The 12,954-nt window shown below is 62.2% G+C and carries 14 protein-coding genes; 6 read left to right on the top strand and 8 right to left on the bottom strand.

The genetic code is table 11. The annotated features are described in order from the left end of the window. Positions 1-2 precede the first annotated feature (2 nt). The 7 genes from D5400_RS00490 to D5400_RS00460 all read right to left on the bottom strand — a co-directional run bounded on the left by D5400_RS00490 (position 3) and on the right by D5400_RS00460 (position 6,880). Positions 3-1,523 (bottom strand): TadA family conjugal transfer-associated ATPase, encoded by a 1,521-nt coding sequence (locus tag D5400_RS00490; RefSeq protein ID WP_126006625.1) that lies wholly within the window; start codon positions 1,521-1,523, stop codon positions 3-5. Between the two features lie 56 nt (positions 1,524-1,579). Next, positions 1,580-2,833 carry a CpaE/TadZ family protein gene (locus D5400_RS00485; protein WP_245451386.1) on the bottom strand — a complete coding sequence of 418 codons (1,254 nt, stop codon included), beginning with the start codon at positions 2,831-2,833 and terminating at the stop codon, positions 1,580-1,582. A gap of 78 nt (positions 2,834-2,911) precedes the next feature. Next, complete coding sequence (locus D5400_RS00480; RefSeq protein ID WP_126006621.1) at positions 2,912-3,589, bottom strand: CpaD family pilus assembly protein; 678 nt, start codon at positions 3,587-3,589, stop codon at positions 2,912-2,914. Positions 3,590-3,606: 17 nt separating this feature from the next. Then, complete coding sequence (locus D5400_RS00475; protein ID WP_425364895.1) at positions 3,607-5,163, bottom strand: type II and III secretion system protein family protein; 1,557 nt, start codon at positions 5,161-5,163, stop codon at positions 3,607-3,609. A gap of 23 nt (positions 5,164-5,186) precedes the next feature. Then, entirely contained in the window at positions 5,187-5,984 is a 798-nt protein-coding gene (cpaB, locus tag D5400_RS00470; RefSeq protein ID WP_126006619.1) for a Flp pilus assembly protein CpaB, read from the bottom strand. 112 nt (positions 5,985-6,096) lie between these two features. Then, positions 6,097-6,615, bottom strand: coding sequence for an A24 family peptidase (locus D5400_RS00465; protein WP_126006617.1), 519 nt, complete (start codon positions 6,613-6,615; stop codon positions 6,097-6,099). A 97-nt stretch (positions 6,616-6,712) separates the two neighbouring features. After that, positions 6,713-6,880, bottom strand: coding sequence for a Flp family type IVb pilin (locus tag D5400_RS00460; protein ID WP_126006615.1), 168 nt, complete (start codon positions 6,878-6,880; stop codon positions 6,713-6,715). A 320-nt stretch (positions 6,881-7,200) separates the two neighbouring features. Here D5400_RS00460 and D5400_RS00455 point away from each other — a divergent pair, with 320 nt between their 5' ends. The 6 genes from D5400_RS00455 to D5400_RS00430 all read left to right on the top strand — a co-directional run bounded on the left by D5400_RS00455 (position 7,201) and on the right by D5400_RS00430 (position 11,714). Beyond that, complete coding sequence (locus D5400_RS00455) at positions 7,201-7,605, top strand: pilus assembly protein N-terminal domain-containing protein (protein ID WP_126012530.1); 405 nt, start codon at positions 7,201-7,203, stop codon at positions 7,603-7,605. Positions 7,606-7,729: 124 nt separating this feature from the next. Continuing rightward, positions 7,730-8,335, top strand: coding sequence for a TadE/TadG family type IV pilus assembly protein (locus D5400_RS00450; RefSeq protein WP_126006613.1), 606 nt, complete (start codon positions 7,730-7,732; stop codon positions 8,333-8,335). Between the two features lies 1 nt (position 8,336). Next, positions 8,337-8,915, top strand: a complete 579-nt coding sequence (locus D5400_RS00445; protein WP_126006611.1) for a TadE/TadG family type IV pilus assembly protein — start codon at positions 8,337-8,339, stop codon at positions 8,913-8,915. An 81-nt stretch (positions 8,916-8,996) separates the two neighbouring features. Further along, a complete protein-coding gene (locus tag D5400_RS00440; protein ID WP_126006609.1) occupies positions 8,997-10,217 on the top strand; it encodes a phosphopentomutase in 1,221 nt (406 codons plus the stop codon). Beyond that, positions 10,214-11,182 (top strand): adenosine deaminase, encoded by a 969-nt coding sequence (locus D5400_RS00435; RefSeq protein WP_126006607.1) that lies wholly within the window; start codon positions 10,214-10,216, stop codon positions 11,180-11,182. The genes D5400_RS00440 and D5400_RS00435 overlap by 4 nt, the downstream gene beginning before the upstream one ends. Positions 11,183-11,192: 10 nt before the next feature. Beyond that, positions 11,193-11,714: a gluconokinase gene (locus D5400_RS00430; RefSeq protein WP_126006605.1), complete on the top strand. Its 522-nt coding sequence runs from the start codon at positions 11,193-11,195 to the stop codon at positions 11,712-11,714. 6 nt (positions 11,715-11,720) lie between these two features. Here the strand turns inward: D5400_RS00430 and hemW are convergent, their stop codons facing one another. Then, positions 11,721-12,917, bottom strand: coding sequence for a radical SAM family heme chaperone HemW (gene hemW / locus D5400_RS00425; RefSeq protein ID WP_126006602.1), 1,197 nt, complete (start codon positions 12,915-12,917; stop codon positions 11,721-11,723). Positions 12,918-12,954 lie beyond the last annotated feature (37 nt).

Here is a 12,954-nt window from a genome sequence, read left to right as displayed (position 1 = left end):
CCCTATTCCCGTTCCATCGCATCCAGAGCGGCAGCGAGGCGCTTCTCCTCGTTGTAGTAGCGCGCACGATCCCAGAAATAGGGGCGGCCGATACCGGTCGATTTATGCGCGCCGATGATGCGACCATTGGCGTCTTCGCCGTCCATGGTGAACTTCACCAGGTCCTGGGTGATGATGACGTCACCTTCCATGCCGATGACTTCGGTGATGTGCGTGATGCGGCGCGAACCGTCGCGCAGGCGCGATGCCTGGATGATGACGTCGACGGAGCCGACGATCATCTCGCGCACCGTGCGTGCGGGAAGCGTATAGCCGCCCATGGCGATCATCGATTCCATACGTGCCAGGCACTCGCGCGGCGTGTTGGCGTGGATGGTGCCCATGGAACCGTCGTGACCGGTGTTCATCGCCTGCAGAAGGTCGAACACCTCCGGTCCACGGACTTCGCCGACGATGATCCGCTCGGGGCGCATACGCAGGCAGTTCTTGACGAGGTCGCGCATCGTCACCTCGCCTTCGCCTTCGATGTTCGGCGGGCGGGTTTCGAGACGGACCACATGGGGCTGCTGCAGCTGAAGTTCGGCGGAGTCTTCGCAGGTGATGATCCGCTCGGTGCGGTCGATATAGCGCGTCAGGCAGTTGAGCAGCGTCGTCTTGCCCGAGCCGGTACCGCCGGAGATGACGATGTTGCAACGAACGCGACCGATGATCTGCAGGATCGTCGCGCCTTCCGGCGTGATCGTGCCGTACTTGACCAGCTGATCGAGCGTCAGCTTGTCCTTCTTGAATTTTCGGATTGTCAGCGCGGTGCCGTCGATGGCGAGCGGTGGCGCGATGACGTTCACGCGGCTGCCGTCGGGAAGGCGCGCGTCGCAGATCGGCGAGCTTTCGTCGACGCGACGGCCGACCTGGCTCACGATGCGCTGGCAGATCGACAGGAGCTGCGAGTTGTCGCGGAAGCGGATCTCCGACTCTTCCACCTTGCCGGCGACTTCGATGAAGGTCTGCCCGGCGCCATTGACCATGATGTCGGCGATGTCGTCGCGGGCGAGAAGCGGCTCCAGCGGGCCGTAGCCGAGCACGTCGTTGCAGATGTCCTCGAGCAGTTCTTCCTGCTCGGAGATCGACATCGCGAAATTCTTGATCGTGATGATGTCGTTGACGATGTCGCGAATTTCTTCCCGCGCGCTTTCGGCATCGAGCTTGGCAAGCTGCGACAGATCGATCGTATCGATCAGCGCGGCAAAAACCTGGCTCTTGGTGTCGTAGTAATTATCCGTCTTGCGGGGGCGCTTGCGCTCCGGTGCCGGCGGAGGTGGCGCCACCTTGGTGCGCGTTTCGAGCACCGGCGGAGGCGTCGGCGCTCTGGCCTGCATCGCATCGGCAGCCTGGCCAGCAGGCTCGGCGCCTGCCAGCTCAAGCTCGTCGGCAACCGGCCGCAGGCTTTCCGGAGCCAATGGCGGCATCTGCTCTACCGGCACCTGGGGGCGCTGAAATCCGTCCTTGCCTCTTTTGCCGAACATCGATCTTTCCGTTCTTCAATTCGCTGGCCGCACGTGTGGGGCGGTCTGGGGACCGACTAGCGTGCCGCTTTTTTCCTGCCGAGCAGCGACATGAGGTCCGGCAAGCCGGACTTCTTGCGCTTCTTCGCTTCCGCGCGTCCGGTGACGACATGCGCGATCTGCGAAATCGTCTCGGCCGTGGCAGACTTGGCGTCGATCTCGCTGATCATGCGGCCACTGTTTGCCGCCGATCCGAAGAGCGCCGCTTCGAATGGGAGGATCGCGATCGGCTCGATGCCGAGTGGATCGCAGAAATCGGCTGGCGTGATTTCGGGGCGCTTGGGCAAGCCCACCTGGTTCAGCACGAGATGCGGCAGCTGATCGTTCGGCCGCATCTTCTTCAGCACGTCCAGCATGTTCTTGGTGTTGCGCAGATTGGCGAGATCCGGCACCGCCGTGATGACCACCTGATCGACCGATGAGAGCAGATTGCGCGCCCAGTCGGTCCAGATGTGGGGGACATCCAGAACGGCCACGGGCGCACTGCGCTGCACCACTTCCACCATGGGCATGAAGGCCGACGGGTCGAAATCATAGGTGCGGTCGAGCATCGAAGGTGCGGCAAGCATCGAAAGGCGCTCGGAGCATTTGGCGAGGAGCCGGTCGAGGAACACGTCGTCGAGCCGCTCTGGCGAATACACTGCCTCGGACATGCCCTGGGGCGGGTCCTGATCGAAATTGATGTTGGCCGTGCCGAAGGGCATGTCGAGATCGGCGAGGATGACTTCCTCGGAAAAGAGGTTCGAGATCGCAAAAGCGCAGTTGTGCGCCATGGTGGATGATCCGACACCACCCTTTGCGCCCACAAAGGCGATGGTGCGGCCGAGCGGCTCTGCTTCGGGATCGACGAAGATCGCGGTGATGACGCCGATCAGGTCGGCAAGCGATACCGGAGCGACGATGTATTCGGAAATGCCGTTGCGGATGAGCTCGCGGTAAAGGCCGACATCGTTCTGGTGTCCGACGATGACCACTTTGGTGGAGGCATCGCAAACCTCTGCGAGTTGCTCGAGTTCGCCAAGCAGCGTTGCCCGGTCGCCATCCGATTCCAGGATGATCAGATTGGGGGTCGGATGCGACGCGAACATGTTGATCGCAGCCGGCAGCCCGCCCTTGTTCACCCGAAGATTGACCTTGGCCATGCGGCGATCTTCGCCACAGCGCTCGATCGTCCGCAGCAGGCCTTCGGTTTCGAAGAAAGCCTGGATGGAGATCCGCGGAAGCGGCCTCAGCTTGTCGATCTGTCCGCGTGCGATGTCGCTCTCGCTCATCTCGCCCCGTCCTTCAATGCCGCTGTCGTTCATCGTCGTTTTGCCCCCAAGGCTCAAATCACTGGCCGGCGTCGCTGCTTAAAGGCCGGCGCCGTCTGCCTGGTAGTCGCGGATCGCATTGCCGCGGCGCTCCGCGTCGATCGGCGACGAGCCGCGCGGCGCGATCAGATCCATCGGATCAGCGATCTGGGCAGCGAGGTTGTTTTGCGTCGCGCAGCCGAAATTGGCGTAGTGCTTGTTCTCGTTGCCATTGGCGAGAATGTCTTCCGGCCAGCGTCCGCACTCGCCTGTCGAGGCGGCCGTCGCGTAATAGGAAAGGCGGATCGGGGCCGCATCGCCCGTGGTGTTGGCCTGGTAGCCCGTCACGATGATGTTGCCGCCGGGAACGCCTTGCGCCACCAGCTCGGAACGGATGTCGTTGGCGATGATCGAAGCGGCGTTCGAATTGATGGAGCCGTGTGGCGTCAGGATCGTGATCGCGCCCGAAGCTGTGTCGCGATAACGATTGGCATAGCCGCGGACTGCGCTGCGTGCACCGAGCGTCATGCGCCGATCGCCCGAGGCGACCGGAATGTCGATCGTGCGCTCCTGCTCGCTGACGATGATCGGATGGTTGGTGCGATAATCGTCGGGCACCGCCCCGACTTCGATGTGGTGCACATTGGCGCAGGCGCCAAGCGTCGTGGCAAGGCCAACCAGAAGGGCGCTGCGCACGGTGCGGAGGCTGATGTAAGGTGATCGTGCCTTCAAGGTCATGGTGGAAGCCCCCGCGCTTACTTGTAGATGAAGCCGACGGCGCCGTGATAACGGCCATCGGGCAGATTGGTGTCGGCGCGGCCATAGACGCGGTTCACGCGACCGAGGAAGAAGCCGGCGCCGTCGCTTGCTGCGTTGAAATTGTCATCGGGACGGGCAAGCTCGTTGCGGGCCACCGGACGCACGAGATAGGGCGTCGCGATGATCACCAGCTCGGTTTCGTTGCGCTGGAAATCGCGGCTGCGGAAGAGCGTGCCGAGGATTGGAATGCTCGACGCTCCAGGCACGCTCGACATGGCCTGCCGGATATCGTCGCGGATGAGGCCGGCAATCACGATCGAGCCGCCTGAAGGCAGTTCCACGGCGGTTTGTGCCTCGCGTCGGCGAATGCCGAGCAGCGTTCCGGCCTGATTTCCGACACTGCCTTCGAAGGTGGGTTCCGACACTTCCGTGCGGACCCTGAGGCTGATGCGGCCCGGTCCCAGGACCAGTGGCGTGAAGTCGAGGCCAATGCCGTACTGCACTTCGCCGATCGAGTAGCTTTGGCGAGCCGGATTGTTGGCATCGGCCGGAGTGACGGTAATGTCTTCGACGAGACGGAAGTCGCCGCCGACGAAGAAAGAAGCAGCCTCGCCAGAAATCGCTGTTAGCGACGGCTCGGCAAGTGTGCGCATCACGCCGGATCGTTCGAGCGCGTTGAGCTGGGATGCGAGATTGACGCTGCCGATCGTTCCGCCGATCGAGCTGCCGAGCCCGGCGATCGGCGGTTGCTCGAGATTGCTGCCGAGGCCCTGGCTGAGTTGGCCGAAGAAGGCGCCGCTCGTGCCCGAGGTGGTTCCGTTGAAGCCGAGCTGCTTGAGAACCTGGCGGCTGACTTCCGCGACGGTGACTTTCAAAGTGACCTGGTCTTCGCCCTGGATCGTCAAGAGGTTCACGATCTGCGAGACCTGGCGGTCTTCGGCGAAGATCGCGGCATCGCCGCCATCGCCAACGGCTGTGAGGTTGCGGGTCGTCGCTTCACCGCCCGTCAGGAAGATCTGCGCGAGCTGGCTGGCGCGCTGCGCGTCCTGCGGCGTCTGCACCGAGCCGTTCAGCACGATGTTGTCGTTGATGATCTCGACATTGATGTCGCTGTCGGGAATGAAGCGTGCGAGCTGCTGCTGCAGCCCGGTAATGTCGCGTTCGATCTGGAGTTCGAGCGTGACCACCTCTTCGCCGTTCGGCCCGAACACGAAGATGTTGGTCTGGCCGACTGCCTTGCCGAAGAGATAGAGCCGCGTGGATGTGCGGGTGACCGCATCGGCGATGGAAGGGTCGGCAACGAGGATGTCTCCCGCCTGGCTCGGCAGATCGATCACCACCGCCTTGTTGAGACCGAGCCCGACGCGCTTGGAAACGCCGGCACCGCCCTGTGCGATGCGAATGATGTTCGCTTCCTGCGCTTGAGCGGTCGCGACCTGGAAGCCGTCGAAGGGATTGCCGAGCGTCGCCGCGCCGGTGAGAAGGATCAGCGCGAAAGCCGTCGACAAACGGGTCGTGCGGGCGGTCGGGCGAAATGTCTTGGATGTCAGCACTGTGGTCTGCCCCCGTTTAAGTCTTACTGGCCAACGCTCGTGATGGCGCCGGAGCGGATGAGCTGGATCGCGTCAGCGCCGCTCGCACCGCTCAAGAGATGTTCTGCGAATGTCGTGTCGGGCTGCTGGACGTCGGCGACGCTGCGCAGCGCGAGTGTCAGCCGGTCGGCCATCTGCTGGGCGACCGCGATGACCTGGGTCTGCTCAGGCGTCAGCTCGAGCGTCGCGGTCGAACCGATCGCCGTGCGGCTGCCGTCCTCGTTTTCCTGGATCGTCTGGTCGATCGCCAGAACGCGGATGTTGCTGAGCACGACTTCGGTCAGATAGTTGTCTGTCTCCCCGCGCCGCACCATGACGACATCGACGCGGTCGTTCGGCAGGATGAAGCCGCCGGCGCTGGTCGATACGGAAATGTCGGTTGCGACAGCGCGCTTACCGGACGGCAGCAGCGACGACATGATGCGCGAGGAGGAATCGACGATCTTCTCGGCGCGCAGCGGCTCGCCATCGAAAACCGGCAATCTGACCACGGCGCCTGCTAGCTCGGTCGATGCGTCAGGGCGTTCGTCGCGGGTGATGAAACCTTCGGTCAAGCCGCTCGTCGGCCATTCGCGCCATTCGATCACCTCTTCGCTGATGCGGGTGCCGATCGGCAGGCTGGTATTGGCGACCAGCACGTCGGTCACGTCGATGCGTTCGGTGACCTGCTGAATGGTTGGCTCGGTGACGGGCTGCGGCGCGCTCAGCGTCATCGCCAGATACCCGGCGAGGCCAGCCGCGGCAACGGCCACGGTAAGTATGACGAGGCGGGCAGGCTTCATGGTGATTCCCCGGAACACGACTGTCTGTTCTGCGGAGAATGTCGGCTATTGGTGTAATTAAGGTTAACGTGATGCTTACAAGCGTAGTTAACCAAACCTTGCTAGAGCGGCCTCAGCCGGCCGCAAGCTGCGCCATGACCTGCTGCATGATCGCCGTGTCGGGATAGGTGATGAGCCCGGCAGCGCCGATCGCGATCCCGTAGGGCACGCCTTGCGCGGCGGTGAGATTATGCGTCAGCGGAATGCGCGACATGATGTATATGCCAGCCGGGCTACGCGCCTTGAGGATGAAGAGGCACAGAAGACCACCGACCACGGTGACGAGGATCATGAACGTCATCAGTTCGGTGCCTAGCCCGAACCAGAGCGCGCTGGCTGACAAAAGCTTGGCATCGCCGCCACCCATCGTGTTGGCAGCGAAAAGGCCGAAGCAGATGACGAAGACGACAAGCATCGCCGCCACGTGATTGCCGATCTCGTGGAGGCCTAGGCCCGCCATCGGCGCGATGCAGAAAAAGGAAACGATCAGCAGCAACGACACGCGGTTTGCGATCGTCATCGTCAACAAATCCGTAAACGCCGCATAAGCCATGCAGAGCGGAAAGATGACGAGAATAGCTGCTGTGAGCATTGATCGCGCTCCGTTTGTGGTCGATGGCCCGAAACGTAAAGCCGCCCGGATCGAAATTCGGACGGCTTGCTTTGGAATGATGCGACTGACGTCAGTTTTACTGAGTCAGGCCGTTCGAGATGCTGTTGAACGTCGTCTCGAGGTTGTTACCAACAGTGCTGACTGCAGTGATGATACCGACGGAGATCAGAGCTGCGATCAGGCCGTATTCGATGGCCGTTGCACCCGACTCGTCCTTCATGAAACGTGCGATAAGGTTTTTCATCTTACTACTCCTTGCTCCACCGTGAAATTCAGCATTTGCCGTCAACGTGTTCTGCCGTGTTGATCGGATGACGCTAATCTACGTGTGGGCCATTGCGATCCACTTAAGAAACAGGGTTACCGAAAGCTTGCCGCCACCATCCCGCCCCGATGGTTAACAAGTGCAGTCGGTGATCGTTAAAGTTCAAACTGTGCATAGCGGGCCGCTTTAAGCCTTCATTCACCATTCTCGTTCAATCTTGGCATATGGGCGCCGACGCGCGTTCCATGCGGAGGCGGAACGATGGCGCCTTCCAGATCAGCCTTGAAGGGTCGACCAAGATGATGAAGCGTGCCGCCAGATCGGGTCTCATTGCACTTTGCAGCCTTGTCGGGTTCGGCGCCGTATCGACCCTCCCGGCCACGGCCGAGAACATCCGCGTGTTCATGGACTACGCGCGTGTGCTGAAGCTCGACCGCGCTGTCAGCAAGGTCATCATCGGAAACCCTAACATCGCCGATGTTACGGTTAGTGATCCTCAGACGATTGTCGTCACCGGCAGATCGTTCGGCGTGACGAACCTCGTCATCATCGACACCGAAGGCACGACCCTCGTCGACGAACGGATCGTCGTCGCGCGGGATGGCACGGACCAGTTGCGCGTCTACCGCAACACCGAGCCTTCGACCCTGATCTGCTCGCCCACCTGCGAGCGTCCATCCGAGGCCGCCGCTGCGGTCAACTGACCCAATTTAGCTGCTGAAACGCCTGTATCCGGGGCAGTTGCGCTGGATTCGAGCGGTTCCTATTACGGATTGTAAAGGCCTTTGCGCTAATCCTTTTGATGACGAAAGGGCAGCTGCGGGGGCCATGATGACAGCATCGACAGGGCGCAAAGGCGTGTTCAGACGCCTTGGTCTGAAAGGGCGTACGTTCCGCCGTTCCGATGAAGGTGCGGTCGCGATCGAGTTCGCCATGCTCGCGATCCCGTTCTTCATGTTGCTTTTCGCCATCATCGAATCCTGCATCGCCTATGCGGCGGAGCAGGTGCTCGACAATGCCGTCGACGATATCGGCCGACAGCTGCGCACCGGTCAGATCACGGCTGGCGCCAATCTGCCGACTGACATGAACGCAGCTGAATTTCGCGAAGCCTTCTGCGAACGCATCGAGATCATGCTCTCCTGCGACACCGACAAGCTTTATCTCGACATCCGGTCGTTCTCTAATTTTTCCAACATTCCGGTCGGAATTCCGCGTGAAGACAACCGCGCCTATGGCGATCTGGACACGGCGAATTTCGGTTATGCGCCGGGCGGCGCAGGTTCGATCAACATGGTGCGCGCCTTCTATCGCTGGCCGATCATCACAGACCTCATACGTCCGTACATCACAAATATTCGGCCCGAAGATGGGTCGATGCCCACCGACTACCTGATCGTCGGGACCTCCGCATTCCAGAACGAGGCGTATTGAGATGAGCACTGCGCCAAAGACGACGTTTCGCGGCCTCTTGCGCCGGTTACGCGGTGATCGGTCAGGTGTTGGCGCCATTGAGTTCGCCTTCATCGCGCCGGTCATGATCGTGCTCTATATCGGTGCCGTCGAAGTGTCGGTCGCCATGTCGGTCAACAAGAAGCTGGCACGCGCCTCGAGCACGGTTGCCGACCTGATCACGCAGGAACAGTCGGTCACGCGTGACAAGCTGAAGAGCATGAACACGGTCGCCCAAAGCATCATGTCGCCCTATGACCCCACGCCGGTGGCGATGAAGATCACCGGCATCTGGGTGGGCACGGATCTGGTGCCCAAGGTCGAATGGTCCTGGAAGCCGAATGGCGGCAATGGCGAGGCGGCATACACGGTCGGCTCCGTCGTCGACATTCCGGAAAATCTGAAGATCGCGAACACGTTTCTGCTGCGAAGCGAGATCGATTACCGGCACGACATGATCACGTCTTTCCCGATCACCGGGCAGACGATGACCGGTATCGACATGGCCAAGACCTATCATCTGCGCCCCCGCATCGGCGAACGCGTCACCTGCTCCTGCTAGCGCTAAGCGCCTGCGCTTGACATGACTTGACCATTCTGGCGATGGAACCTCTCCGAAGCCTGGTCTTGAAGAAGGTGTTCCATGTCGCGCGCATTTCTGTTCGTGCTCGATTCCGTCGGTATCGGCGGCGCTCCCGATGCCCAGGCGTTTGGCGATGAGGGCGCCGATACGCTCGGTCACATCGCCGAGTTCTGCGCCATGGGCGCGGGCGACCGGCAGGGCCTGCGCGAAGGCCCGCTTCATCTTCCCAATATGAAAGCACTCGGGCTTGGCCGCGCAATGCGCCTTGCTGCGGGCGCGACGCCGGAAGCGCTCGCGACCAATGAGCGGCCACGCGCGATCTATGGCGCAGCCAGCGAAACCTCGCGCGGCAAGGACACGCCCTCCGGCCACTGGGAAATCGCAGGCGTGCCCGTCGATTTCGAGTGGGGCTACTTCCCGACCGAAGGCGATGCGTTCCCGCCCGAATTGGTGGCCGAGATCTTGGAGCAAGGGGGCATTTCCGGCATCCTCGGCAATTGCCATGCATCCGGCACGGAGATCATCGCGAGGCTGGGTGAAGAGCACATCCGCACCGGCAGGCCGATCTGCTACACATCCGCCGACAGTGTGTTTCAGATTGCCGCCCACGAGACGCATTTTGGTCTCGACCGGCTCCTGAAGCTTTGCGAACTGGTGCACGATCTCGTCGCACCGCTGAACATCGGAAGGGTCATAGCCCGCCCCTTCGTCGGCGAGAGTGCTGCCACCTTCGAGCGTACGGGGAATCGCCGCGACTATTCGGTGCCGCCGCCGGAGCCGACTTTGCTGGATCGTGCGAAGGAGGCCGGCCGCGACGTCATCGCTGTCGGAAAGATCGGCGACATCTTTGCCCATCAGGGCGTGACGGATCTGCGCAAGGCCAATGGCAACATGGCGCTTTTCGAGCGGACGCTGGAAGCGATGGACGATGCCGAGGACGGCGATCTCGTCTTCACCAATTTCGTCGATTTCGACATGCTCTTCGGTCACCGCCGCGACGTGCCCGGTTATGCGGCCGCGCTCGAATTGTTCGATCGACGCCTGCCGGAGATCGAGGCCAAGCTGAAGAAGGGCGATGTGGTGATCATAACCGCCGATCACGGCTGTGATCCCACCTGGCGGGGCAGCGATCACACGCGCGAACGGGTGCCGATCTTGGCCTTCGGGCCGGATGTCATTGCGCGGTCGATCGGCGTGCGTACGACTTTTGCAGATATCGGCGAAAGCATCGCCACGCATCTGCAACTGCCGCGCGGCAGGCATGGGCGGTCGTTCCTGTGACGGGTCTGGTGGTCAAGGCAGAACTCCATTGCCATATCGAAGGCGCCATCCCGCCGGCGCTGGCAAGGGCGCAGGCTAAGCGCTACGGCGTCGACACCGCCAGCTTCATTGCCGGCGACCGGTATGTCTGGCACGATTTCACGACCTTCATGGCAGCCTATGACGAAGCGGCCGCGCTTTTCCGGACGCCGGAGGATTACGCGCTGCTCGCCGAAGCCTATCTTGGCGAACTGGATTCGGCCGGCGCCATCTACAGCGAAATCTTCGTTTCCCCCGATCATGCCCGCACCGCCGGCTTGTCGGCGGAAGCTTATATCGAAGGCCTGGCGGAAGGAATTGCGCGCGCCAAAGACAAGTCCGGCATCGAATGCCGGATGATCGTGGTCGGCGTGCGCCATCTGGGGGCGGAGGCCGTGGAGGGTGCGGCGCGCTTCGCGGCGTCCAGGCCGCATCCGCTGATCACCGGCTTCGGCATGGCGGGGGAGGAGCGGTTCGGCCGCGTCGCGGATTACGCGCGTGCTTTCGACATCGCGCGTGATGCGGGCCTCGGCATCACCATTCATGCCGGCGAACTCGTCGGTCCTGAAAGCGTGCGCGACGCGCTCGATGAGGTTCGACCGAGCCGCATCGGCCACGGCGTGCGTGCGATAGAGGATCTCGATCTCGTGCGTCGGCTGGCCGACGAGGGGACGGTGCTGGAAGTCTGCCCCGGTTCCAACATTGCGCTGAACGTCTTTCCCGACTTTGGAGCGCACCCGTTTCGACAGTTGATGGATGCGGGCGTGAAAGTCACGCTGGCCTCGGACGATCCGCCATTCTTCGACACGTCGCTCGCTCGGGAATATGCGCTGGGGTCGGAAGCGTTCGGCTTGTCGGATGTCCAATTGCGGGAAATGACGCGCACTGCGATCGAGGCTGCTTTCGTCGACGAGCCGACGCGCCAGGCGCTTCTCGCGAAACTTTGACGCCGTGCTGATGCAGGATCAAGCCACGGTCACCCTCGTCATGGGCGTGAGCGGCTGCGGCAAGTCCAGCGTGGCGACTGAACTTGCTGCCAGGATCGGCGGCCGGTTGATCGAGGGCGATGCTTTCCATCCGCCTGAAAACATCGCCCGAATGGCCGCCGGCCAGCCGCTTGACGATGCAATGCGAGGGCCCTGGTTGGATCGCATCGCATCAGAAATCACTGCCCTGCAGAAGGCGGCAGGTTCCCCGATCGTGGTTGCCTGTTCCGCTTTGAAACGCGCTTACCGTGATCGCCTACGCTCAGCGGAAAGGAGCATGCGTGTCCTCTGTCTCGTGGGAAGCGAGGATGTGCTGCGGCAGCGGCTTGAGACACGCGAAGGCCACTTCATGAAGGCCGATCTGCTGGCCAGCCAGTTGGCAACGCTGGAAGTGCCGGAGCCGGACGAGGGCGCGACGGTGATCGATATCGATCAGCCCGTCGCGGCGATCGTCGATCGGTGTCTCGAAGAGACGGCCGGTCAGCGCAGTTGATTGTTCCTAGATCGCGAGATCAGCGACCACCGCATCGAGTATGAGCATGCCGGCCGGTGTGCAGCGGATACGGTCGTTGCCGAGCCGCTCCAGGAAGCCGTTGGCGATCAGGTCCCGCTCGCGCGCGGAATCGAAAGGACGGCCCGAAAGCGCCTGCCAACGCGACACTTCGATGCCTTCCGTCAGCCGCAGCCCCATGAGCAGCAATTCGTCGGCCTGCTCCTCGGGCTCCAGCTCCTCGATCTCGACATGCGCCGCGCCACGGGCTTCCACCATCTCCAGCCAGCGCTCCGGCATGCGCTCCGTAGCGGTGGCGATGCGGGTGCTGTTCAGCGTCAGCCGCCCATGGGCGCCGGCGCCAATGCCGGCATAGTCGCCATAGCGCCAGTAGGTGAGGTTGTGACGGCTCTCCGCGCCCGGCCGGGCATGATTGGAAACCTCGTAAGCCGGCATGCCGGCCTCGCCCGTAATCGCCTGCGTCGCCTCGTAAAGTTCGGCTGAAAGATCGCCATCGGGCACGATCAGCTTGCCGGCCTTGTGCAGGGCGTAGAAGGGCGTGCCCTCTTCGATGGTCAGCTGGTAAAGCGACAGATGGTCGACCGCGTAGCCGATCGCCTGTTTCAGCTCGGCTTCCCAGGCGACGACCGTCTGATTCGGGCGCGCATAGATGAGGTCGAAGGAAAGCCGAGGGAAAGTCTCGCGTGCAAGCCGGATCGCCTTCAGCGCATCCTCGACGTCATGGAGCCGGCCGAGCACCTTAAGATCGGCGTCGTTGAGCGCCTGGACGCCCATGGAAACGCGGTTCACCCCGGCATCGCGATAGCCGCGAAAGCGCGTCGCTTCCACCGATGATGGATTGGCCTCGAGCGTGATCTCGATGCCGTCCGGCACATGCCAGTTGCGCGCGACCGTGTCGAGGATTGCGCCAACGGTCGACGGATCCATGAGAGACGGAGTGCCGCCACCGATGAAAATGCTGGTGACCGTCTTCGGCCCGGTCATCCCCGCCGTATAGGCGATCTCCTGCCGGAATGCGTCGACGAAGCGGCTCTGGTCGACGGGCTTGTGGCGGACGTGGCTGTTGAAATCGCAATAGGGGCATTTGGCAGCGCAGAACGGCCAATGGAGATAGACGCCGAAGCCCGGATCGCCCGCGTCGGGATAGGCGCGGAAATCGCCGGTGAATCGGGTCGTGATGGTCATGGCCAGTGTCTTCGCAACGATTTCGGTTCAGCGGCCA

It is taken from the genome of Georhizobium profundi, assembly GCF_003952725.1.
GTDB lineage: Bacteria > Pseudomonadota > Alphaproteobacteria > Rhizobiales > Rhizobiaceae > Georhizobium > Georhizobium profundi.
The sequence above is the reverse complement of the archived record's forward strand: the minus strand, read 5'-3'. Positions and strand labels throughout refer to the sequence as shown.